General features: G+C 62.3%; 21 protein-coding genes and 1 pseudogene. 7 read left to right on the forward strand and 15 right to left on the reverse strand.

Annotated elements, in window-relative coordinates; genetic code table 11:
• Positions 1-236 precede the first annotated feature (236 nt).
• The 9 genes from msrQ to mrcB form a co-directional block, all read right to left on the reverse strand.
• Positions 237-857 (reverse strand): protein-methionine-sulfoxide reductase heme-binding subunit MsrQ, encoded by a 621-nt coding sequence (gene msrQ / locus AC19YT_RS23990; protein ID WP_500611132.1) that lies wholly within the window; start codon positions 855-857, stop codon positions 237-239.
• Positions 857-1870 (reverse strand): protein-methionine-sulfoxide reductase catalytic subunit MsrP, encoded by a 1014-nt coding sequence (msrP, locus tag AC19YT_RS23995; protein ID WP_095111014.1) that lies wholly within the window; start codon positions 1868-1870, stop codon positions 857-859. Before msrP ends, msrQ begins: the two co-directional genes overlap by 1 nt.
• 63 nt (positions 1871-1933) lie before the next feature.
• Positions 1934-2791, reverse strand: coding sequence for a CDP-diacylglycerol--serine O-phosphatidyltransferase (gene pssA / locus AC19YT_RS24000; protein ID WP_500611133.1), 858 nt, complete (start codon positions 2789-2791; stop codon positions 1934-1936).
• Positions 2792-2935: 144 nt separating this feature from the next.
• The gene (gene ilvC / locus AC19YT_RS24005; protein ID WP_003228216.1) at positions 2936-3952 is read right to left on the reverse strand and encodes a ketol-acid reductoisomerase; all 1017 of its coding nucleotides are present in this window, start codon (positions 3950-3952) and stop codon (positions 2936-2938) included.
• Positions 3953-4001: 49 nt separating this feature from the next.
• Positions 4002-4493 (reverse strand): acetolactate synthase small subunit, encoded by a 492-nt coding sequence (gene ilvN, locus AC19YT_RS24010; protein ID WP_017133046.1) that lies wholly within the window; start codon positions 4491-4493, stop codon positions 4002-4004.
• Positions 4494-4495: 2 nt separating this feature from the next.
• On the reverse strand, positions 4496-6220 hold the full coding sequence (locus AC19YT_RS24015) for an acetolactate synthase 3 large subunit (protein WP_095111056.1): 1725 nt from the start codon (positions 6218-6220) through the stop codon (positions 4496-4498).
• 431 nt (positions 6221-6651) lie between these two features.
• A complete protein-coding gene (locus AC19YT_RS24020; protein ID WP_095111016.1) occupies positions 6652-6981 on the reverse strand; it encodes a YqcC family protein in 330 nt (109 codons plus the stop codon).
• Positions 6981-7709 carry a tetratricopeptide repeat protein gene (locus tag AC19YT_RS24025; RefSeq protein WP_500611134.1) on the reverse strand — a complete coding sequence of 243 codons (729 nt, stop codon included), beginning with the start codon at positions 7707-7709 and terminating at the stop codon, positions 6981-6983. Before AC19YT_RS24025 ends, AC19YT_RS24020 begins: the two co-directional genes overlap by 1 nt.
• Positions 7710-7724: 15 nt before the next feature.
• Entirely contained in the window at positions 7725-10049 is a 2325-nt protein-coding gene (mrcB, locus tag AC19YT_RS24030) for a penicillin-binding protein 1B (protein ID WP_095111018.1), read from the reverse strand.
• A 117-nt stretch (positions 10050-10166) separates the two neighbouring features.
• On the opposite strand from mrcB, the gene AC19YT_RS24035 reads away from it, so the two are divergent.
• From AC19YT_RS24035 to AC19YT_RS24045, 3 genes are all read left to right on the forward strand, one after another.
• A complete protein-coding gene (locus AC19YT_RS24035; RefSeq protein WP_500611135.1) occupies positions 10167-11723 on the forward strand; it encodes a bifunctional aminoglycoside phosphotransferase/ATP-binding protein in 1557 nt (518 codons plus the stop codon).
• Positions 11724-11815: 92 nt separating this feature from the next.
• Entirely contained in the window at positions 11816-12160 is a 345-nt protein-coding gene (locus AC19YT_RS24040) for a pentapeptide repeat-containing protein (protein WP_095111020.1), read from the forward strand.
• A gap of 245 nt (positions 12161-12405) precedes the next feature.
• On the forward strand, positions 12406-12678 hold the full coding sequence (locus tag AC19YT_RS24045; RefSeq protein ID WP_095111021.1) for a TfoX/Sxy family protein: 273 nt from the start codon (positions 12406-12408) through the stop codon (positions 12676-12678).
• 274 nt (positions 12679-12952) lie between these two features.
• Here AC19YT_RS24045 and deoC read toward each other — a convergent pair whose 3' ends face one another.
• The 4 genes from deoC to AC19YT_RS24065 all read right to left on the reverse strand — a co-directional run bounded on the left by deoC (position 12953) and on the right by AC19YT_RS24065 (position 16521).
• Positions 12953-13699 (reverse strand): deoxyribose-phosphate aldolase, encoded by a 747-nt coding sequence (gene deoC / locus AC19YT_RS24050; RefSeq protein WP_095111022.1) that lies wholly within the window; start codon positions 13697-13699, stop codon positions 12953-12955.
• A gap of 136 nt (positions 13700-13835) precedes the next feature.
• The gene (locus AC19YT_RS24055) at positions 13836-14603 is read right to left on the reverse strand and encodes a heme ABC transporter ATP-binding protein (protein ID WP_500611136.1); all 768 of its coding nucleotides are present in this window, start codon (positions 14601-14603) and stop codon (positions 13836-13838) included.
• On the reverse strand, positions 14603-15586 hold the full coding sequence (locus AC19YT_RS24060) for a FecCD family ABC transporter permease (RefSeq protein WP_176465171.1): 984 nt from the start codon (positions 15584-15586) through the stop codon (positions 14603-14605). Before AC19YT_RS24060 ends, AC19YT_RS24055 begins: the two co-directional genes overlap by 1 nt.
• A gap of 50 nt (positions 15587-15636) precedes the next feature.
• Positions 15637-16521, reverse strand: a complete 885-nt coding sequence (locus AC19YT_RS24065) for a heme/hemin ABC transporter substrate-binding protein (RefSeq protein WP_500611137.1) — start codon at positions 16519-16521, stop codon at positions 15637-15639.
• Between the two features lie 184 nt (positions 16522-16705).
• On the opposite strand from AC19YT_RS24065, the gene AC19YT_RS24070 reads away from it, so the two are divergent.
• On the forward strand, positions 16706-17023 hold the full coding sequence (locus AC19YT_RS24070) for a Rieske (2Fe-2S) protein (protein ID WP_500611138.1): 318 nt from the start codon (positions 16706-16708) through the stop codon (positions 17021-17023).
• On the opposite strand, the gene sfsA is transcribed toward AC19YT_RS24070, so the two are convergent.
• Entirely contained in the window at positions 17020-17733 is a 714-nt protein-coding gene (sfsA, locus tag AC19YT_RS24075) for a DNA/RNA nuclease SfsA (protein WP_095111027.1), read from the reverse strand. The genes AC19YT_RS24070 and sfsA overlap by 4 nt on opposite strands.
• Positions 17733-18905: a pyridoxal phosphate-dependent aminotransferase gene (locus AC19YT_RS24080; RefSeq protein WP_095111028.1), complete on the reverse strand. Its 1173-nt coding sequence runs from the start codon at positions 18903-18905 to the stop codon at positions 17733-17735. Before AC19YT_RS24080 ends, sfsA begins: the two co-directional genes overlap by 1 nt.
• A 339-nt stretch (positions 18906-19244) precedes the next feature.
• Between AC19YT_RS24080 and dksA the strand changes: the two genes are divergently transcribed.
• The 3 genes and pseudogenes from dksA (at position 19245) to AC19YT_RS24095 (ending at position 23865) form a co-directional block, all read left to right on the forward strand.
• The gene (gene dksA / locus AC19YT_RS24085) at positions 19245-19688 is read left to right on the forward strand and encodes an RNA polymerase-binding protein DksA (RefSeq protein WP_095111029.1); all 444 of its coding nucleotides are present in this window, start codon (positions 19245-19247) and stop codon (positions 19686-19688) included.
• A gap of 130 nt (positions 19689-19818) precedes the next feature.
• Entirely contained in the window at positions 19819-20835 is a 1017-nt protein-coding gene (locus AC19YT_RS24090; RefSeq protein WP_500600110.1) for a class I SAM-dependent rRNA methyltransferase, read from the forward strand.
• Between the two features lie 94 nt (positions 20836-20929).
• Positions 20930-23865 (forward strand): annotated as a pseudogene (locus AC19YT_RS24095) (DUF748 domain-containing protein).
• Positions 23866-23895 lie beyond the last annotated feature (30 nt).

Raw genomic sequence — 23895 nt, forward strand, 5'->3', positions numbered from 1 at the left:
AATCTTTAACAACTTCAACCACTTGCGCTGACGATCACTCGTTAGCGGGAGGCGAATTCTACAGCGTTACTCGCTGCTGTCAACACCTCTTTTTCAACTCCTTTCGGGCTTCGATGACCTGAAGCTCCGCGCTGTCGAAACCTGCATAACTCTTTGTTTACCAAGGAGTTTTCCGTTTCGACTGCGCCGGAAGTGGGGCGAATTATAGGCGCATGGAACCTGACGTCAAGAACTAATTACGCTTTTGTTACAGAGAGCGCACGCTTGTTAATCAGTCGCGGGATTCGCCGAGCTATGGGCGGGATGCGCAACAGCATGAGAACACCCCCTACCGCGGCATAGATAGCCCACTCCTTAAGGTCTGCCCGAACGATCCAGAGCATATGCAACAAGCCAAGCCCAAGAATTACGTAGACCAGCCGATGTAGTTTTTTCCAACGAACGCCCAGCCGCCGCTGACTGTAACGGTTGGAAGTCACTGCCAACATCAACAGGCAAAAGAACCCCAATGCACCGACGATGATATAGGGACGCTTGCGTAACTCCACACCCAACTGGGACAAGTCCAGTCCTAAAACGAATACCAGGTAAGCACTCAAGTGCAACACGACATAAGCAAAGCACCATAACCCCAATTGACGGCGTACGACGACCCATCCTGGCCAGCCTGTCAGTTTTTGCAGAGGGGTCATGCTCAGGGTTACTAATAGAAGAATCAGCGTCCCCAACCCCAGGCGATCCACCAACACCTTCCCCGGGTCCGGCCCCAGCGCAAAAGCCCAAGCCTGATACACCCAAAGCAATGGCCAGGCCAATGCTGCAGTAAAGACACTAAGACGCCAGTACAGATAACGCATCAGTAATTCTTCCGCAGATCCAAGCCTGTATATAAAGAAGCGACCTCTTCCGAGTAGCCATTGAACATCCGGGTTTCACGCACGTTGGGACTGAATAGTCCGCTTGGGAGGCGACGCTCGCGGGCCTGGGTCCAACGCGGGTGGTCGACGGTAGGATTCACGTTGGCATAGAAACCGTACTCATCCGCTGCGATGCTTTGCCAGGTAGTCTTTGGCTGCTCGCTGACGAGGCTGATTCGCACAATGGACTTGATACTCTTGAAGCCGTACTTCCAGGGCACCACCAATCGCAAGGGCGCACCATTCTGATTCGGGAGCTCGCGCCCATACATCCCGACGGCGAGGATAGCGAGCGGGTTCATGGCTTCGTCCAGCCTCAAGCCTTCAACGTAAGGCCAATCGATCAGAGCAAAACCTGAACGCTGCCCAGGCATTACCTTAGGGTCCTGCAGGGTTTCGAAACGAATGAATCGCGCCTTGGAAGTAGGTTCGACCTGCTTAAGCAGTGCCGAAATCGGGAAACCCAGCCACGGAATGACCATCGACCAAGCCTCGACGCAACGCAGACGATAGATGCGCTCTTCCAACTGATAGGGCTTCATGAAGTCTTCGAGCGCATATCGCCCAGGCTTGGCGACCTCCCCATCGATCACCACACTCCATGGCTCGGTTTTAAGCGCACCGGCGTTGGCGGCGGGGTCGCCCTTATCGGTACCGAACTCGTAGAAGTTGTTGTAATGGGTGGCGTCCTTGAATGGCGTGATCGCTTCATCCTTGACGTTAACCGCTTGCCACTGGGCGTGAGAGAGTTTCTCGGCAAACCAAGTCGGCGCTCTACCCGGTTCGACATCCGCATACCGGGAAGGCTCCTGGGCACTGGCCCAGCTCGGCAGGGTGCTGGCAGCCAAGCCTGTAACCGCACCACAGAGCAGGCTGCGGCGAGAAAGGTAGAGGGACTCTGGCGTGACATCCGATTCGTGGCAATCGGATGACTTGGTGGACTTGATTAACATGGAAACTCCGCAGCATTGGCGAACTGATTCACCCATAGACTGCGGAGTATGGTGGAAATTACATCACTCGGCGTTTTTGTGACGACGCAGGCGCAAGAGGTGCTGGACCGGCCCGGAAGCCGCATAGACGAGGAATACCAGCAGCAGGGTACGCGGCGGATCGGTGAAGACCACGGCAAACACCAATACCACGGCCAGAATCGCAACAAAGGGCACTCGCCCCTTGAGATCAAGCTCCTTGAAGCTGTTGTACTTGATATTGCTGACCATCAGCATGCCCGCCGCCGCTACCATCAGCGCCACCAGGAACGACATTTTCGAGCCCTGGATCCCGTAGTCACTGAACGCCCAGACAATACCAGCCACCACACCTGCCGCCGCCGGGCTGGCAAGACCGATGAAATAGCGTTTGTCGGCAGTCCCCACCTGGGTATTGAAGCGCGCAAGGCGCAACGCCGCACCGGCCACATAGATGAAGGCGACCATCCAGCCAACCTTGCCCATGTCGCCCAGCGCCCAGCCAAATGCCAGCAACGCAGGCGCAACGCCGAAGGCGACCATGTCGGACAGCGAATCGTACTCAGCGCCAAAGGCACTCTGGGTATTAGTCATACGGGCAACGCGACCGTCCAGGCCGTCGAGCACCATGGCCACGAAGATCGCGATTGCGGCGAAGGCAAAATAGTTGCCCGCCGCTTTGACATCCCCAGCGCTCAGGGCACTTTGGGCGCTCATGGAATTGATGATGGAGTAGAAACCGGCGAACAGGTTCGCGGTGGTGAAGAGGTTGGGCAAAAGATAGATGCCACGATGCCGGACTTTACGGCCTTCAGCGTCATGCCCTTCTTCGACATGCTCATCGATGGGTAGCAGGCTTTCGGCGTCAGAGGCCTGGTGTGGCTCTTCGGGACGTTCGCTCATGGACAATACCTTGCAACGGTGTGGAGAATTTCGACAGGTGTTTGCGGCAACGGTTCGCCAGCAAACGATGCAGCTTTATACCAGATGCCGCCCGCCAAACGAAAAAACGCGGCCTAGGCCGCGTTTTCCGTACAAGTTGACGACTTAGTTCTTGGCTTTGTCGACGATCTTGTTGGCGCCGATCCACGGCATCATGGAGCGCAGTTGCTCGCCGATGATTTCAATGCCGTGGGCGGCGTTGTTACGACGCTTGGCGGTCATCGAAGGGTAGCCGGTAGCACCTTCGCTGATGAACATCTTGGCGTACTCGCCGTCCTGAATGCGCTTCAGGGCGTTGCGCATGGCCTGGCGGGATTCGGCGTTGATGACTTCCGGGCCGGTCACGTACTCGCCGTACTCCGCGTTGTTGGAGATCGAGTAGTTCATGTTGGCGATGCCGCCTTCGTACATGAGGTCAACGATCAGCTTCAGTTCGTGCAGGCACTCAAAGTAGGCCATTTCCGGCGCGTAGCCCGCTTCAACCAGGGTTTCAAAACCAGCCTTGACCAGTTCAACGGTACCGCCGCACAGAACGGCTTGCTCGCCGAACAGGTCGGTTTCGGTTTCGTCCTTGAAGGTGGTTTCGATGATGCCGGTACGACCGCCACCCACGCCTGCCGCATAGGACAGAGCAACGTTCTTGGCGTTGCCCGAGGCGTCCTGGTAGATCGCGATCAGGTCAGGGATACCGCCGCCCTTGACGAACTCGGAGCGCACGGTGTGGCCCGGTGCTTTGGGCGCGATCATGATGACGTCGAGGTCGGCACGTGGCACAACCTGGTTGTAGTGGATCGCGAAGCCGTGGGAGAAGGCCAGGGTGGCGCCTTTCTTGATGTTCGGTTCGATTTCGTTCTTGTACAGCGAGGACTGGAACTCGTCCGGGGTCAGGATCATGACCAGGTCTGCAGCGGCGACGGCGGAAGCAACGTCAGTCACTTTCAGGCCATGGGCTTCAGCCTTGGCAACAGTGGCCGAGCCTTTACGCAGGCCAACAGTCACGTCAACGCCGGAATCTTTCAGGTTGCACGCTTGAGCATGGCCCTGGGAGCCGTAACCGATGATGGCAACTTTCTTGCCCTGGATGATCGACAGGTCGCAGTCTTTATCGTAGAAAACTTTCATGAATTTCCCCTTTATATCCAGGCCGTTCAGGCCATTCGCTAATTGTTGTTTAGATGCTCAGCACTTTGTCGCCACGGGCAATCCCGGTCACGCCACTACGGACGGTCTCCAGAATCGCAGCAGTGCCGATTGACTGAATGAAACTGTCGAGCTTATCGCTGGTTCCGGTCAGTTGAACGGTATACACGCTCGCACTGACGTCGACGATCTGCCCACGATAAATATCGGTGGTGCGCTTGATCTCGGCGCGCTGGGCGCCGGTGGCCTTGATCTTGACCAGCATCAACTCGCGCTCGATGTGCGCGCTTTCCGACAGATCGACCAATTTAACCACTTCGATCAGCTTGTTGAGGTTCTTGGTGATCTGCTCGATTACTTCATCGTGCCCCACGGTGGTCAACGTCAGACGCGACAGGGTCGGGTCCTCGGTCGGCGCCACGGTCAGGCTTTCGATGTTGTAGTTGCGTTGCGAAAACAGGCCCACTACACGAGACAAGGCGCCCGGTTCGTTTTCCAGAAGCAAGGAGATTATGTGCCGCATGATTAAGTACGCTCCGTCTTGCTCAGCCACATATCGCGCATGGAGCCGTCTTTGATCTGCATCGGATAGACGTGCTCGCTGGTATCGACCTGAATGTCGAGGAACACCAGGCGATCCTTCATGGCGAAGGCTTCTTCCATCTTCGGCTTCAAGTCCTTGAGGTCAGTGATGCGGATGCCCACATGACCATAGGCTTCAACCAGTTTGACGAAGTCAGGCAGCGATTCCATGTACGAGTGGGAGTGGCGGCTGCCGTAGCTCATATCCTGCCACTGGCGCACCATTCCCAATACGCCGTTGTTCAGGCTGACGATTTTCACCGGCAAGCCGTACTGCAGGCATGTGGACAGCTCCTGGATGTTCATCTGGATGCTGCCTTCACCGGTGACGCACGCGACGTCGGCGTCCGGGAAGCTCAGCTTCACGCCCATGGCCGCCGGAAAACCGAAGCCCATGGTGCCCAGGCCACCGGAGTTGATCCAGCGGTTGGGCTTGTTGAACTTGTAGTACTGCGCCGCAAACATCTGGTGCTGGCCCACGTCGGAGGTCACAAAGGCGTCGCCCTTGGTCACTTCGCACAGGGTTTCGATCACGGTCTGAGGCTTGATGATGCTGCCGTCGCCCTTGTCGTAAGGGAATAAGCCGCGGTCGCCGCGCCATTCATCGACCTGCTTCCACCAACTGGCCACCGCTTCTTTGTTCGGGGTTTCGCCGATGTCCTTGAGCGCGGCGACCATCTCGGTCAATACGCTTTCGACCGGGCCAACGATAGGCACGTCTGCCTTGATGGTCTTGGAGATCGAAGCCGGGTCGATGTCGATATGAATAATCTTGGCATTCGGGCAGAACTTGGCCGGGCCGTTGATGACGCGGTCATCGAACCGCGCACCAACCGCGAGAATCACGTCGGCATGGTGCATGGCCAGGTTGGCGGTGTAGCTGCCGTGCATGCCGAGCATGCCGATGAACTGGCGATCGGTGCCAGGGTAGGCGCCCAGGCCCATCAGGGTGTTGGTAACCGGCAAGTTGAGCATTTGCGCCAGTTCGGTCAACGGCGCCGAGCCGCCGCCGAGGATCACGCCACCGCCGGCATAGAGCACCGGACGCTTGGCCGCCAGGAGCATTTCCGCCGCTTTGCGGATCTGGCCGGAGTGGCCACGGACCGCGGGGCTGTAGGAACGCAGCTTGGCTTTTTTCGGGAAGATGTATTCGAACTTCTCGGCCGGGTTGGTCATGTCTTTTGGAATGTCGACCACGACCGGGCCAGGACGACCGGATTGCGCCAGATAGAAGGCTTTCTTCATGATTTCCGGGATTTCCGAGGCGTGCTTAATCATGAAGCTGTGCTTCACGATCGGCCGGGAGATACCGATCATGTCGGTTTCCTGGAACGCATCGGTACCGACCATGGTGCTGGGCACCTGGCCAGAGATGATGACCATCGGAATGGAGTCCATGTAGGCCGTGGCAATACCGGTAATGGCGTTGGTCGCGCCAGGGCCGGAAGTCACCAATACAACACCGGCCTTGCCGGTGGCACGGGCATAGCCGTCAGCCATATGGGTTGCGGCCTGCTCATGGCGAACCAGGATGTGAGTGACATCCGGTTCCTTGAACAGCGCATCGTAGACATGAAGAAGAGCACCACCCGGGTACCCGTAGATGTACTTGACGCCTTCGTCGCGCAAAAAGCGCACGAGCATCTCACCACCAGATAAAAGCTCCACGTTGTTCACCTCTAAAACGCCAGAATACCGTCCACAAAAAGCCGACGGGTCTTAATAGGTTTACTTCTCGGCAGAGCATGAGCGACGGTGGTCGCCGACTACGTCAGCACTGACTGAGCAAGTATTGGGAGCTCCCCAAGTGTTGCGGGGTTTTCCCACCCAGCGCGAGGTAACGCGTTGCGGGTGTAACAGGTCGGCGCGGATGTGCGCCTCATGATCTGCCGAGTGGGCCTGCTTCTGGCAGTCCCTCTACAGCGGACTTTGGATTCTTCTGTTTCGCCCTCTGCAAGTCAAGCAATAATTGCGCTTTTTTGCAGCTAAGCGCATGAGAATGCAGAAAAAAGTGATTGACGGAGGGATAAAACTCGCCTGAGCCCGCTCAAGCGGTAGAAAAATGCGAGAGGCCGCCCCTAAACGCGACAGCCTTGCGCTTATTTCGCGCCGACGATCAATTGATCGAACTGCGCCAGCAACCGGCGCAACTGGGCGCCCCGCCCCGGGCGCTGGGCGAAGACCATCTCAGCCATCTCCAGAATCCCGGAAGCGCTGGGCAGCGGCAGATCCTGCTCCAGAATGACTTTCATCCGTGGCAGGAAGATCCATTGCAGCCACTGCTCGAACTCCAGCGTATCGACACTGAACGGCTCGACGCTGGCCAGGGCCTCGGCGCTAGGCGCTACCTCATCCCACCAGCCCTGGACCCGCAGCTCACGCTCGATCAGCAGCAGTTGGTCGGCGATTTGCCCCAAACGCGCGTCCATCACAGATTCACCTTGGCCTTCTGCCGGGCTAACGCGGCGCCGGCAGGATCACCCTGCTTCTCCCGCGCCTGGGCGATCAGGCCCCAGAGGCTGGCTTGCAGGTCGGGGCGGCCGTTGGCGAAGGTCAAGCCACGCCGGGCGAATTGCTCGGCTTGCGCCGCGTCGCCTTGCGCCATGCGCACCTGGGCCAGGCGATAGAGCACTTGCGGTTCACGTGGGGCAACACGCTGGGCCCGCTCCAGGCTGGAAGACGCGCCATTGAGGTCGCCGCCGGCCTGTTGCTGTTGCGCGGTGGTGAGCAGCGCCAGCACCGGGCCATCCAATTGCTCGTCGGCCGAGAGGCCGCCCGCGTTGGCCGACGGAATGCCGCTGGGCGTCGATGGCATGTTGTAGGTCGGATTGATCGGCGCCGTTTGGATCGGCGCAGAGTCGATCGGCCCAGGCGTGATCGGCCCCGGCGTAATAGGTGCGCTGCTGATCGGCGCCGAAGTGGTTGCGCCGCCACCGGGGATCATCACCACCACGCCCGAGTCCTGGGGAATCGCCTGGGCCTGGGCCTGAGCCGGGCGCTGCACGGTGGTCTGGCGGAAACCGCCATTGGCCGAAATCCGCTCGTTATTGGACACAGCGGTTCCGGAGTCCACTACCGGAATCGAACCGCGCTGTACGTTGGCGCAGCCACTGACCATCGCCAGTGCTGTCATAGCCGCAATCCACCACTTGTTCACGTCAAACCCTCTCGCTCAATTCATCCAGCCCTTGACCCAATCCATCACCGAATCGCCGGATGCCGGGGTTTCCCCCGCACAGGCCGCGCCGGGAGGCGGTTCGCTGCCGCGAATATACGGCATCTGCACCGCACCCGGACAACTGGCTTCAGAGCCCTGCCCGGTGCGTGAATCGACCCACGCCAGAACGATGTTGTCCGGCTGCGGCATGTCCAGCGGCAATGGGTCGGCCTTGCGCATGAAACTGCTCCACACCTGCAATGCCCCTGTAGCGCCGGTAAACGGCGTCTTGCCGTTGTCATCACGGCCCATCCACACCACCGCCAGCAAGTCCTGGCTGAAACCGGCGAACCAACTGTCCCGCGAATCGTTACTGGTGCCGGTCTTGCCGGCCAGCGCCAGGGTCTTGGGCAGCACGTTGTAGACCGAGCTGCCCGTGCCCTCGCGCATCACCCGTTGCATGGCGCTTTGGATCAGGTAGATGGAACCCGGGTCAAAGCGTTGCTGGATCTGGAATGGATAACGCTTGAGCGGTTCGCCCTCGGCGGTCAGTACGCTGCGGATGCCCCGCATTGGCGTGTTGAAGCCGCCGTTGGCCAGGGTCTGGTACATGGTGGCCACTTCCATCGGGCTCAGGCCGCCGGCCCCCAGCAGCATCGACGGGAACGCCGGGAATTCCCGGGTCACGCCCAGGCGAGCGAGGGTCTTGAGCACATTGGGCACGCCCACTTCCAGGCCCAGGCGCGCCGTGGACAGGTTGTAGGAGTGGGCCAGCCCTTGATAGAGGAACACGGTGCCATGGGAGCGGCGGTCGTAGTTCTGCGGCTTCCACACCTGGCCGTCCGCGCCCTTGACCGAGAACGCTTCGTCGGAGAGCCAACTGGTGAGGGTGTACTGGCTCGGTTTCTCCAGCGCGGTCAGGTAAACCGCCGGTTTAATCAGCGAGCCGATGGGCCGCACCGCGTCCAGGGCCCGGTTGAAGCCGGCGAAACTGGCCTGGCGGCTGCCGATCATGGCCTGTACTTCACCGGTTTCCGGGTTGGTGACGACCATCGCCGCTTCCACCTCGTCCGCGCCTTTACGCCCGGCCAGGCGTTTGAACGTGTCGTTGACCGAGGCCTCGGCTTTCATCTGCAGGATCGGGTCGAAACTGGTGAAGATACGCAGCCCTTCTTCGGTCAAGTCTTCGTCGCGGTAGTCTTCGCGCAACTGGCGCTTGACCAAGTCAAGGAACCCGGGGAAGGAACTGTCGGCCAGGCTGCCACGCTTGGTCACACCCAAGGGCATCTTCTTCGCGGCGGCCACTTGCTCGGCGCTGGCGACGCCCTGCTGCTCCAGCAGGTCGAGCACCAGGTTGCGCCGCTCCAGGGCGCGTTCGGGGTAACGGCGCGGGTTATAGGAGGACGGCCCCTTGACCATGCCCACCAGCAGCGCCACCTGATGCAACTTGAGCTCGGACAGAGGCTGGCTGAAAAAGAACTGGCTGGCCAGCCCGAAACCGTGCACGGCGCGCTGGCCGTCCTGGCCGACGAACACCTCGTTGAGGTACGCCTCGAGAATCTCGCGCTTGTCGTAATGCAACTCCAGCAGCAACGCCATCATCGCTTCGGTCAGTTTGCGCGACAGGCTGCGCTCGTTGGTCAGGTAGAAGTTCTTGACCAATTGCTGGGTCAGGGTACTGCCGCCCTGGCGCATTTTGCCCGACGAGGTGTTGACCCAGACCGCCCGCGCAATCGACTTGGGCGATACGCCAAAGTGCTGGTAGAAGTCGCGGTCTTCGACCGTGACCAGGGTCTCGAGAAGGAACGGCGGCACCTGGTCGATTTTGATGAGGATGCGGTCTTCCAGGTTTTTCGGGTACAAGCCGCCGATCAGCAGCGGCTCCAGGCGCACCACCGCGACTTTCGCGCCCTTGGCGCCAGAGAGCTCGGCTACGTAGTCGCCAGAAAAGCGCACACGCACCGGTTGCGCCTGCTCCATGCCTTCATAGAACTGGAAGCCACGGGTGTTGAGTTCAACGGTATTGCCGTTGACCGAGGCCGCGCCGGGGCCGTTGGCGATACTTTCGCGGCGATAGCCCAAGGCGTCGAGTTCGGTAAGGAAATCGTCCTTGCTCAGCTTTTGCCCGACGAACAGCTCCAACGGGCGGGCATACACTTTGGCGGGGATGGTCCAGCGCTTGCCGGAAAACTTCTCTTGGACCACGGCATCGAGGTAAACCGCAAAGCCAGCGACGATCACAAGGCCTACCAGGCCCAGCTTCAACGCCCAGCCGAGCCAGGGGCGCAGGCCGCTAGAGGAGGTTTTTTTACGGGAACGGGGGGATCGGGTACGAGTCATGGCGGCGGATTATACGCACTTTACTCATCGTCAACAGGCGCTGTCCGAGGTTTGCACGACCGCCGCATGCGGCCATAATGGCGCCCTTGAATTTTCCCCGACTCAGAAGGATCGCCTGTGAGCCAGTCATTGATCGCCGCCCTGCAAAACCCGGCCCTCTACCCCCATACCGTAGAAGGTTTCCAGGTCATTGAGACGCACATCTCTTGGGTACTGCTCACCGGCCCTTACGCTTATAAAGTGAAGAAACCGGTCAGTTTTGGTTTCCTGGACTTCACCGACCTGGCCTCGCGCGCGCATTTCTGCGCCGAAGAACTGCGCCTGAACCAGCGCCTGACCCAAGACCTGTACCTAGAGGTGCTGCCCATCACCGGCAGCGCCGAAGCCCCGCAACTGGGCGGTGACGGCCCGGTCATCGAATACGCGCTGAAAATGCGCCAATTCCCCCAGAGCCAATTGCTCAGCACCCTGCAAGCCAACAGCGAGCTGACCGCCAGCCACATCGACGACATGGCGCGCCAGATCGCCCGCTTCCACCTCGACTCCCCGCAAGTGCCCGCCGCCCACGACGCCGGCACCCCGGACAGCGTGATGGCACCGGTGTTGCAGAACTTCGAGCAAATCCTGCCGTTCCTCAGCGACAAGGCCGACCTGGTGCAACTTCAAGCCCTGCAAGCCTGGGCGCAAGCCAGCTTCGAGCGCCTCAAGCCGCTGTTCGCCCAGCGCAAGGCCGAGGGTTTTATCCGCGAATGCCACGGTGACATCCACCTGGGCAACGCCACGCTGATCGACGGCGCCGTGGTGATTTTCGACTGCATCGAGTTCAACGAACCCTTCCGCTTCACCGACGTCTGGGCCGACACCGCGTTCCTGGCCATGGACCTGGAGGACCGCGGCCTCAAGAGCCTGGCGCGGCGCTTCGTCAGCCAATACCTGGAGCTGACCGGCGACTACCAGGGTCTGGAGCTGCTCAACTTCTATAAAGCCTACCGCGCCATGGTGCGCGCCAAGGTCAGCCTGTTCAGCATGCCGGCCGACGCCACCCCGGTGCAAAAGGCCACTACCCTGCGCCAGTACCGCAACTACGCCAACCTGGCGGAAAGCTACAGCACCATCCCGTCGCGTTTCCTGGCCATCACCAGCGGCGTCTCGGCCGTGGGCAAAAGCCACGTGGCCATGCGCCTGGTCGAAGCGCTGGGGGCGATCCGCCTGCGTTCGGATGTGGAGCGCAAGCGCCTGTTCGGTGAACAGCAGCAAGCCAACACCGTCGAAGCCGGGATCTACAGCGCCCAGGCCAGTGCCGACACTTACGGGCGCCTGCACCAGTTGGCCGACACCATCCTGCGCGCCGGTTTCCCGGTGGTGATCGACGCCACCTACCTCAAGCGCGACCAGCGTGAAGCCGCCGCCAAAGTCGCCGAAGCCACCGGGGCGCCGTTTTTGATCCTGGACTGCAACGCGCCGCAAGCCGTGATCGAGAGCTGGCTGGCCCGGCGCCAGGCCGACCGCAACGACCCCTCCGATGCCACCCTGGACGTGATCGCCGCCCAACAGGCCAGCCGCGACGCCCTCAGCCCTGCCGAAGTGCTGTGCAGTAAGCGGGTCGAAACCAATGAAAGCGGCACCCTCGACGCGTTGGTGGCGCACATTCGCCAGCGTCTGCCAGGGCTCTAAGCCCTTTTTGCAGCCGTGAAGCCAAGGATGGCTTCACGGCTGCAAAATACTGGCACTATACTGGCGTCATAAATCCAACAGGTGACGCCCTCATGAGCCAGCCCAAATTGCTCGATACTCCGCTCTTTGCGCTCTTGCACAAAGACGACATCTCAGGCTTCAACCGCGAACGGCCCAAAGACACCCCCATCGACATGCGCGGAGGCGACTTCCGTGGCCTTGACCTGCGGGAACTGAACGCCGAAGGCATCGACTTCACCGATAGCTACTTCCGTTCCGCCGACCTGCGTGGCCTGGACCTGCGCCATTCGTCGCTTGAGGGCGCCAGCCTGGCCCACGCGCAAATCTCCGGCACCTACTTCCCGCCCGAGCTGAGTGCCGATGAGATTCTGATGTCGGTCAATTTCGGCACGCGCCTGCGCTACCGCACCCGCTGACCGCGCCGAGCGCTCAAGCCCGACGCTTTGCCCCCGTGCTAGGTCCTTGCGCAGTGCGCTCGCTGTGCAGAGCGGCTCGCCCTCAAACTTCTCCTACAGGCACTTAGGGCCTTTCCTAAGCCTGCATTCCTAGTTTCTTAGACGCTTTTGAATCAAAACCTACCAAAGAATCACGATTTTCCTACTGAACGCTACACTCCTTGCAGGCATGCCCACGCACCGTTCGGCCGTCGCAAGGAGGCTTGATGAATGATGAATTGCAACACCTGAAAAACCTTGGCAAGACGTCGGCGCAGTGGCTGCATGCCGTGGGCATCCATAGCGCGTCGGACCTGCGGCGCCTGGGGGCAGTGGATGCCTACCGGGCCGTACGCACCCGGGGTTTTCGCGCTTCTAAAGTGTTGCTCTATGCCATTGAAGGCGCATTGATGGACGTGCACTGGAACGACATTCCCGCCGAGCGCAAGGAGGCCTTGAACCGGCAACTGGACGCGATTTCTGCCCGGCACAAAAGTTAAGGCACAAAGACTGCGCCACAGCCGCCCGAAAAAAACACCAAACCCCAGTATTACGGGTGCTCCGGGCCAATCCAGGGCCCGCGGAAAAGAATTTGATAAACAGTCGTTGACTTAAGAATGAGAATCGTTATGATTGGCGCAACTGGTCGCGAGATCAGTCGATAATCTGGAAGGCCAGTGGTTCGGACTCTCAGCTTATCTCCTCATCAGGCTAATCACGGTTATTTGACCCGGCTCATCGCCGGGTCTTTTTTTGCCTGCACAAAAGTGCGCCTCAGGCTTGCAGACACGCCGACAACTCGTCCAACAGGCCGATGGCGCCCATACGCAAGCGCTCAGGATTGAGCCATTCATCGCCAAAACGGCTGTGCACTAGGTCCACGTACAGGCGCACATCGTCCAGGGTACGGATGCCGCCGCAGACCTTGATCCCCACCGGCGCCTCGCTCTCGGCAATGGCCGTCAGGATGATCCGTACCGCCTGCTCCGTGGCGCTGACCGGGCTTTTACCGGTGCTGGTCTTGATGAAGTCGGCGCCGGCCTCGATCGCGTCGAGGCTCGCGCGGCGAATCAGTTGCGGGTCACGCAGCACGCCGGTTTCCAGGATCACCTTGAACCGCACCCGCCCCTCGCACACCGCGCGACAGGCTCCCAGCAGGGCCTTGGCCGGCTCTGCCTCGGCAGCGATCAACGCGTGATAGGGGTAGACCACGTCGACCTCATCCACCCCCGCCGCGATGGCTTGCTCGATGTCCGCGATGATCGGCGCGATACGGCTGCCGCCGAACGGGAAATTGGCCACCGTGACCAGCCGCACGCTGGGGCAATCGAGTTGGCGCAGGGTTTTCCGGGCCAGGGCGACGAAGCGCGGGTAGACACACACCGATGCCACCGGGCCGAATGGTGTCAGTGCGCGGCGGCACAATTCGACAATATGTGCGTCATTATCCGCGGCGTTGAGTGAAGTCAGATCAAGTAAACCGATAGCAAGGTGCGCCAGCTCTTTGCCTGTTGATTCGATAAGCTCTCCCGCTGCCCGTGCAGCCTCTACCTGTCAACGGCACAAAGGGTAAAGAGCCTGGGGCGGCGTGTCTCACGCCGGGAGCAAGTAAGGAAGCCAGCTACTCGATTCCGGGAAAGGTCTTAGGAACGCCTCATCAGCGGGCAATAATCAGCGGATGGCCGCGCTCCGGGTGTGGCTGCACCAGCACCTCCAGGCCAAACACCGCTTTGAGCGGCACCGGCAGCAGGACCTTGGCCGGGGTGTCCAGGGCGAAGGACCGGCCGTCCTGCAGCAGCAGAATGCGGTCGCAGTAGCGGGCCGCCAGGTTCAGGTCATGGAGGATCACCAGCACCGCCGCGCCGCGGTCGGCGAAGGTGCGGATGGCGTGCAGCGTGGTGTGCTGGTGCAAGGGGTCGAGCATGGAGGTCGGCTCGTCCAGCAGCAGGGTTTGCCCCGCCTCCCCCGGCCACAGCTGCGCCAGGACCCGAGCCAAGTGGACGCGCTGGCGTTCACCGCCCGACAGCGCCAGGTAACTGCGCCCGTGCAAATGGCCGACATCCGCGGCGGCCAGTGCAGCCTCGATGATCTCGTCGTCGCGAACCCGGCCGCTGTGGTGGGGCAAGCGGCCCATGCCCACCACTTCTTCGACACGAAAGGCAAACTCCAGGGTCGAGGCTTGCGGCAACACCGCCAGCCGCTGGGCCCGTTGCATACCGGGCCAGTGGGCCAGTTCGTCCTGGTCCAGCCAGACCTTGCCTTGATCCGGCTTCAACTCGCCACACAAGGCGCCGAGCAAGGTGCTTTTGCCCGCGCCGTTGGGGCCGAGCACCCCCAGCACTTCGCCAGGGTTAAGGTGCAGGTTGATATCCGCCAGCACGGTTTTGTCGCCGCGCCGGATGTGCAGGTTTTCTACGCGCAACATCAGGCACGGCCTCGCAGCAGCAAATAGAGGAAGAACGGCGCGCCGATAAATGCGGTAACAATGCCAATAGGCAGCTCCGCCGGTGCCAGCGCCAGGCGCGCCACCAGGTCGGCGAACAGCAGCAGAGTCGCCCCGGCCAGCACCGAGGCCGGCAACAGCACGCGGTGATCCGGCCCGGCCAACAAGCGCACCAGGTGCGGCACCACCAAGCCGACGAAACCGATCATCCCCGCCGCCGCCACGGCCGCACCCACGCCCAGTGCGGTACAGAACACCAATTCACGCTTGAGGCGCTCGACGTCGATGCCCAAGTGGCCGGCCTCCGATTCACCCAGCAACAGGGCATTGAGGGCCTTGGCCCGGCGTGGCAGCCACAGCGCCACCGCCGCGCTGACCAACAGCAACGGCCACAACCGCGCATAACTGGCGCCGTTGAGGCTGCCCAGGTTCCAGAACGTCAGGGTGCGCAATGTGGCGTCGTCGGCCAGGTAAGTGAACAGGCCCACCACTGAGGTGGCCAGCGCCGTCAGGGCGATGCCCGCCAGCAGCATGGTGGCGACGTTGGTCTGGCCGTTGCGCCGGCCCAGGCGATAGACCAGCGCAGTCACGCCCAAGCCACCGATAAACGCGCACACCGACAACAGATACGGCCCCAGCCCTTCGGGCAAACCACCAAACGCCGAGCCGAAGACGATGGCAATCGCCGCGCCCAGGGCCGCGCCGCTGGAAACCCCCACCAGGCCCGGGTCCGCCAGGGGGTTGCGGAACAGCCCCTGCATGGCCACGCCAGACAACGCCAGCACCCCGCCCACCGCCAACCCCAGCAGGGTGCGCGGTAGGCGGATCTGGCCGAGGATCAATTCCGCCTGCTCCAACCCCTCGGGAGCCAGCGGCACACCGAGCAGGCGCAGGGCCGCGCGCAAGGTATCGAACAACGGCAGGCTCACCGGGCCCAGGGCCAGCGACAGCCAAGTCGCCAACAAACACAGCAGGCCCAGGCCGATGAACAGCGCGCGCGGCTTGACCAGCGTCCTCATGGGGCGGCTTTGGCCGCAGGCGCCTGTGCATAGAACTCACCCGCCAGCGTCAGCAGGCGCTGGGGCAGACGCGGCCCCAGGCCCCCGACGAGCAGGGTCGGGTCCAGCTCGAACACCCGGCCGGCCTTGGCCGCAGGGGTGCTGGCGAAGATCGGGTTTTCCCTGAACAACGCCGCCCGCGCCGCTTCGCCGAACAGGCTGCGGTCGGAGAACACCAGCACGTCCGGGCTGAGGCCGGCCAGGGACTCGACGGAAAACGGCTTGTAGCCCGTGTGGCTGGCCAAGTTGCGCCCACCCGCGCGCTGCACCACCCAATCGGCGGCGGTGTCCTTGCCCGCCACCAGCGATTTGCCGCCGGCATTGCCGATCACCACCAGCACCCCCGGGGCCTGGGCGCGGGTTTGCGCCTCGCGCACCCATACGGCCTGTTGGTCGAGGCGCTGTTGATACGCCGTGAACAGCCGCGCAGCCTCTGCTTCAGCACCAAGTAGCGTGCCCAGGCGTTGCAGGTTGGCCTGCAAGACGGGCAGCTCAGGCTCGGCAGAAAACAACTCGACCTGCACCCCGGCGCTGCGAATTTGCGCCAGCACCGGCGGCGGGCCCATTTCATCGGTGCCCACCAGGATTTGCGGGCGCAGGCTCAAAATGCCCTCGGCCGACAACTGGCGCTGATAGCCAATGCTGGGCAGGGCCTTAAGCGCCTCGGGGTGCTGGCTGGTGGTATCGACCCCGACCAATCTAGACTCCCCGCCCAGGGCACTGACCCACTCGGACAACGCGCCCCCGGCACTGACCCAGCGCTGTGCCACATCGGCCGCGAACGCCGTCGGGTTGAACAGCAGGGCGGCACAGAACGCGACGGTGAGGGTACGCAGGCGCATAGCGAGTTTCCTTTATGGCTAGGCTGGTTGTGTCAGGCCGCGCGGTGGGGGCCTCTATACAGCGGTGCACGGCTGGCGAAGCCGGCATTTGATAATTGTTTGCATTTGAACGTCAAGCACTGACATTTCCCCTTACCGTGGGATGATCGCCCAGGCCCGCCGCCTGCGGCACTTGAGGAAAGACATGAAGTTTCTATGCAACAGCAGTGAACTGGCCGACGCCGCCAGTCGCGGTTTTGAGGTCGAGGGCCAGAAGCTGCTGGCCCTGCGCCGCGACGGCCAAGTCTATCTCTACCTCAATCGCTGCCCCCACCGCGGCATACCGCTGGAATGGCAACCCGACCGTTTTCTCGACGACAGCGCCAGCCTGATCCAGTGCGCAACCCACGGCGCCTTGTTCCTAATGGAAACCGGCGAGTGCATCGCCGGCCCCTGCGCCGGAAAATCCCTGGCGGCCCTGCCCTGCCGGGAAGACAGCCAAGGCATCTGGGTCGGGCTTTAACGGCCCAACTGCACGGGCAAGCGCCGTTCCACGCGGATCTCCTCGCAGGTCAGGCTCACGCCGTAGGCCAGAACTTCCACGCCTGCCGTAACCGCCTCACGCAACGCGGCGGCATAGCCCGGGTCGATTTCCTCGGCCGGGCGCACGGCGTCGATGCCGGTAAGGTTGACGCAATACAACTGCACCGCCCGCACGCCGTCACGGGCCAACGCCGCCAGTTCACGCAGGTGCTTGGCGCCGCGTGCCGTTACCGCGTCGGGAAACGCCGCCACTGGCGTGCCATCAAAGCCCAGGGTGACGCTCTTGACCTCAACGAACGCCGCGCCTTGCGGGTAGTCCAGGCGAAAGTCGATGCGGCTGTTTTCCTGGCCGTATGGCACTTCGCGCTTGAGCCCGGTGAACCCGGCAAGTTCGGTGATCTGCCCGGCGCGCAGGGCCTCCTCGATCAAGCCGTTGGCCCGCGCCGTATTCACACAAGCCAGGCGCCCTTGAGGGGTCTGGCTGATTTCCCAGGTGCCGGGCAATTTGCGCTTGGGGTCGTTGGAACGGCTGAACCAGACCACCCCACCGGGCGCCATGCAATTGAGCATCGAGCCGGTGTTGGGGCAGTGGATGGTCAGCAGTTCGCCTTCCAGGGTTTCGATATCGGCCAGAAAACGCTTGTAGCGGCGCAGCAAGCGGCCCTCTTCCAGGGCAGGAGAAAAGCGCATCAGCCTTGCCAACTGCGCAGGCCGCGGGCAATGCGCTCCACCGCTTCTTGCAAGCGCGGCAGGCTCTGAGTGTAGGCAAACCGCACGTGATGCCCGGCCAGGTGGCGGCCGAAGTCCAGGCCCGGGGTGAAGGCCACGTGCTCGGTTTCCAGGAAGTGCTGGCAGAAGGCGAACCCATCACCGCCGAACTGGCTGATGTCGGCGTATAGGTAGAACGCCCCTTCAGGCTCGACGGCGATGCCGAACCCCAACTCCCGCAGGGCCGGCAGCAGGAAGTCGCGACGCCGGCCGAACTCGGCGCGACGTTCTTCGAGGATGTCCAGGGTCGCAGGCTCGAAACACGCCAGCGCCGCGTACTGGGCCATGCTCGGCGCACTGATGTAGAGGTTCTGCGCGAGTTTCTCCAACTCGCCTACCGCGTCCGGCGGGGCCACCAACCAACCCAGGCGCCACCCGGTCATGCCGAAGTATTTGGAGAAGCTGTTGAGCACAAAGGCGCTGTCGTCCACTTCCAGCACGCTGGCGGCGTCGGTGCCGTAGGTCAGCCCGTGGTAGATCTCATCCACCACCAAATGGCCATTACGCGCCTTGACCGCCGCCGAAAGCCCGGCCAATTCGTCACGGCTGAGCAGGGTCCCGGTGGGGTTGGCGGGCGAGGCCACCAGGGCGCCGACGCTGCCCGCGTCCCAGTGCCGCGCCACCAGTTGCGGGGTGAGCTGATAGCGCACATCCGGCCCCACCGGCACCAGTTGCGCCGCGCCTTCGACCAGGCGCAGGAAGTGGCGGTTGCACGGGTAGCCGGGGTCGGCCAGCAACCAGTGCTTGCCCGGGTCCACCAGCAAGCTACTGGCCAGCAGCAAGGCGCCAGAGCCGCCGGGGGTAATCAGGATGCGCTCGGGGTCGATGCTCAAGCCGTAGCGCTGCTGGTAGAAACCGGCAATCGCGCCGCGCAACTCAGGGATGCCACGGGCCGCGGTGTAGCGGGTCTTGCCGGCGGTCAGGGCAGCCTGGCCGGCCTGGATGATCGGCTCGGCGGTGGTGAAGTCCGGCTCGCCGATTTCCAGGTGGATCACATCGTGGCCGGCGGCTTGCAGCTCATTGGCGCGGGCCAGCAGGGCCATGACGTGGAACGGTTCGATCGCGCGGCTGCGCGCACTGTAGGGCTGAGCCATGGGTAGCCATTCCTTCAATGGGAGGCAAAAGAGCCGATTCTACCCAACCCGGGGAACGAGCGAGCGGCTAAAGCGGTCAGAGCCGTCAGCCAGGTCCCGACCAACAACCGGGGCGTACACCCCAGGCTTGACTAAAATCACTAATCACGCAGGCCACCCGACTTACCAGACGCGGCTTTGCAACCTTTTGCATGCAAGGCTGGCCGTACGCTCGACAACCGGGAGTAGCGCGGCCCGATTTGATCTGGTAAGTTCGCCCGCTTGCAGCCGCAGGGCCGGCAGGTGTCGGTGAAGGAACAATCCTGCGCAATGGATTACAAGAGTAGAGGCGGTCCATTCATGCCCACCCAAGCAAAGCAACAGCCAAACCAGTCGATCAGCGGCTTTGAACCCTACAAAGAGGTCAAGGGCGAGGAATACATGGGCAAGCCCATGCGCGATCACTTCACCAAGATCCTGAACAAGTGGAAACAGGACTTGATGCAGGAAGTCGACCGCACTGTTGACCACATGAAAGATGAGGCAGCCAACTTCCCCGACCCGGCCGACCGTGCCAGCCAGGAAGAAGAATTCAGCCTTGAACTGCGTGCCCGCGACCGCGAGCGCAAACTCATCAAGAAAATCGACAAGACCCTGCAACTGATCGAAGACGAAGAATACGGCTGGTGCGAATCCTGCGGCGTCGAGATCGGTATCCGCCGGCTCGAAGCGCGCCCGACCGCCGACATGTGCGTCGACTGCAAGACCCTGGCAGAAATCAAGGAAAAACAGGTCGGCAAGTAGTCGCCGGCTTGTATAAAAGAACGGAGCGTGCGAACGCTCCGTTTTTGTTTGCCCCGCTTTATCGCCCCGCCCGCCGCCCCAGGCAATGCTGTTAAACTCCCGCGCCCCATTCCCCAGCAAGGCGCTTTGCATGTCTTCCTTGAATCAGGCGCTGCGCGCCGCCCTCGATCATCGCCAAGACCTGCTCGCCACCCTGCACGGGCAAGGCACCGATTGCTATCGCCTGTTCCACGGCAGCCAAGAAGGCGCCGGCGGCCTGACCATCGACCGCTACGGCCCGCAACTGCTGGTGCAAAGCTTCCACCAAAGCCTGGAACGCGACGCCTTGCTGCAACTGCATGCCCTGGTCGATGAGCATCTGGGCCTTGCGACCCTGCTCGTCTACAACGACCGCTCCCGGGGCAACTCGCGCATCGACCGCCAAGACAGCATTTACCAGGCGCACGACGCCGCCCTGCAAGACCTGGTCGGCCACGAATGGGGCCTGAACTACCGCGTGCGCGGCCGCCATGCCGGGCAAGACCCGCTGCTGTTTCTCGACCTGCGCAACACCCGCGGCTGGGTCAAGGACCACAGCGCCGGTAAAAGCGTGCTCAACCTGTTCGCCTACACCTGCGGCGTCGGCCTCAGCGCAGCGGCCGGTGGCGCGCGCGAGGTATGCAACCTGGACTTCGCCGAAGGCAACCTGGCCGTGGGCCGGGAAAACGGCCAGCTCAACCCGCACCTGCCGGCCATGGAATTCGTGCAGTCGGACTACTTCCCCGCCATCCGCCAACTCGCCGGGCTGCCCATCAGCCAGCGCCGCGGGCAGAAACTGCCCAGCTACCCACGCCTGGAACAGCGCCAGTACGACCTGGTGCTACTCGACCCGCCGGCCTGGGCCAAAAGTGCGTTCGGTACTGTCGATTTGCTGCGCGACTACCAGAGCCTGCTCAAGCCCGCCCTGCTGGCCACCGCCGACAATGGCGTGCTGATCTGCTGCAACAACTTGGCGAAAGTCAGCCTCGACGACTGGCGCGAGCAGGTGCTGCGCTGTGCCGACAAGGCCGGGCGGCCGGTACGCGACTGGCAGGTGATGACGCCGGGGGCGGACTTCCCCTCCCACGACGGGCAGCCGCCCCTCAAGACCCTGATCCTGCAACTCTGAGACAAACTTCAGGCGCCAATAAACACGGCTACTTCGGAACCAGAATGGCGTGCCATACTCCAAGGCACTCCGATTCAGACAGATGACGCCGCACATGCCCAAAGGATTGATTCGCGCTATTGGCGCCCTGTTGACCGCCCTCGCTCTCTACAGCTTGCTGGGCTTCTTGATCCTTCCAGGCATTGCCCTGCGCATCGCCAACCAACAGTTAGCCAACTACGCCACCACCCCCCCCACATCCAGCGTATCGAACTCAACCCGTTCAGCCTGGAACTGAGCGTCTGGGGCCTGAACATCGGCGAACCGGGCAAGGAGCAAGTCGCCTTCGAGCGCCTCTACGCCAACCTGCAATTGGACAGCCTGTGGACCCGCGCCCTGCACCTGGCGGACGTGGAGCTGGACAAGCCCAAGACCCAGATCCTGTTCGGCAAGGACGGCAAGCTCAACCTGCTGGGCCTGTTCAACCTGCCCGCCAGCGAACCCACCCCCGCCGACCCCGAGGCCAAGCCGTTCCCGCTGCGCATCGAGCGCATCAAACTGGCCGGCGGCTATGTGCACTTCCAGGACCTGCGCCCCAGCGAGCCGATCGAATTCCTCTACGACAAAATGGACCTGGAGCTGAAAAACCTCAGCACCCTGCCCGACGACAACGCCGACATGACCCTGGTGGCCGCCGGCCCCGAGGGCGGCAAGATCGATTGGACCGGCAACTTCAGCCTGGTGCCGATTGCCTCCGAAGGCACCCTGAAAGTCACCGACGGCAAGATGAAAGTCTGGTGGCCCTACGTGCGTGACGCCGTGCCCCTGGTGCTCGAAGACGGCGTGCTCAACCTCAGCACCCGCTACAAACTCAACCTGAGCAAGCAGACCGAACTGCTGCTCAGCGACGTGGCGGTCAGCGTCGCCCCTTTCGCCATCAAGGCCCCCGACGGCCGCCCACTGGCGCGCCTGGAACGCCTGGACATCAGCGAAACCACGGTCGACATGGCCAAGCAACAGGTCATCGTCGGCAAGATCCGCAGCCAGAAGCTGGAAACCTGGGCCGCCCGCGAAGCCGATGGCCAACTCGACTGGCAAAAGCTCTTTGCCAGCCAACCGGCCAAGCCGGCGTCCAAAGCGGCCGCCACCGCCCCGGCCACCGCCGACACCCCAAAAGCCGACCAACCGGCGCCGCCCGGCAAGCCTTGGCAAGTGCTGCTCAAGGACGTGCAACTGCGCAACTACCACGTGCACCTGGCCGACCGCCAGGCCAAACCGGCCGTGGCCCTGGAACTGGGCCCGCTGAACCTGGACCTGCAAAACTTCGACAGCCTCAACCAGTCGCCCTTCACCCTCAAGCTCGATACCGGGTTGGGCAAGCAGGGCAAGATCCTGGCCAATGGCGAGGTCAACCTGAACCCGGTCAGCGCCAAGCTCGCGGTGCAAACCAAGGACATCGACCTGCGCGTCGCCCAGTCCTACATCAGCCCCTTCATTCGCCTGGAACTGCGCAGCGGCATGCTCGGCAGCGACCTGGCGGTCAACCTCAAGAGCACCGAACCGCTGGCCCTGAGCATCACCGGCCGCGCCCAGGTCGATCAGTTGCACACCCTCGACACCCTGAAAACCCGCGATTTCCTCAAGTGGCAGCAAGTGGTGGTCGAGGGCCTGGACTACCGCCACGGCGACAGCCTGTCGATCAACCGCATCAACCTCAAGCAGCCCTATGTGCGCTTCATGATTAACGATGATCGCACCACCAACATCGACGACCTGCTGATCCCGCAACCGGCCGACAGCGGCGCGAAAAAAGCCGCCGCCAAACCCGCCGCCAGCCAGGAAAAACCCCTGGGCATCCACATCGGCGGCATCGCCATCAACGACGGTTCGGCCAACTTCGCCGACTTCAGCCTCACGCCCAACTTCGCCACCGCCATCCAGCAGCTCAACGGCCAGATCGGCACCATCGACAGCCGCCAGGCCAAACCGGCCACCGTGGACGTCAAGGGCAAGGTCGACCGCTATGCGCCGGTGACCATCAAGGGCAGCGTCAACCCCTTCGACCCGATGGCCGCACTGGATATCGCCACCAGTTTCAAACGGGTCGAACTGACCACGCTCACGCCCTACTCCGGCAAGTTCGCCGGCTACCGCATCCGCAAGGGCCGCCTCAACCTCGACCTGCACTACCTGATTACCAAGGGCCAGCTCAAGGCCCAGAACAAAGTGGTGGTCGAGCAACTGCAACTGGGCGAAAAGGTCGATAGCCCGGACGCCGTCAGCCTGCCGCTGAAACTGGCGGTGGCGTTGCTCAAGGACGTGGACGGCAAGATCTCCATCGAACTGCCGGTCACGGGCGATCTGAACAACCCGCAGTTCAGCGTGATGCCCATTGTCTGGCAAACCCTGCGCAACCTCATCGTCAAGGCCGCCGCCGCGCCGTTCAAGTTGATCGGCGGGCTCGTCAGCGGTGGCGGGTCGCAGGACCTGGGCACCGTGTCCTTCGCCCCCGGCTCCAGCGAGTTGGGCAGCGACGCCCAAGCCGCCCTCACCACCCTGGCCAAGGCCCTCAAGGAACGCCCGGCCCTGCGCCTGGAAATCGAAGGCACCAGCGCCGCCAGCAGCGACGGCCCGCTGATTGCCGAGCAACGCCTGGAGCGCGAATACCAGTACACCTACTACAAGATGCTCCAGCGCCGTGGCGACAAAGTGCCGGCCCAGGCTTCGCTGCTGCAAGTGCCGGAAGACGAGAAAGCGCCCCTGCTCGAAGGCATCTACCGCACCCGTCTGAAAACCCAGCCACCGGCCGAATGGGAACAACTGAGCCGCCGCGAGCGCACCGAAAAACTGCATGAGGGCGTCATCAAGTTCTGGAGCGAAAGCGATGTGCTGCTGCGCCAACTCGGCCAGGACCGCGCCAGCAGCATCAAGGACTACCTGGTGGATAAAGGGCAACTGGCCGACGACCGCGTGTACTTCATCGACGCCAACCTGGGCGAGGCCGAAAGTGATGGCCGGGTGATTACCCCGCTGCACCTGGACGCCGAATAGCTTATCGGCGAACACAAAAAATCCGGCCGA

This window comes from Pseudomonas sp. MF08875, assembly GCF_059862525.1.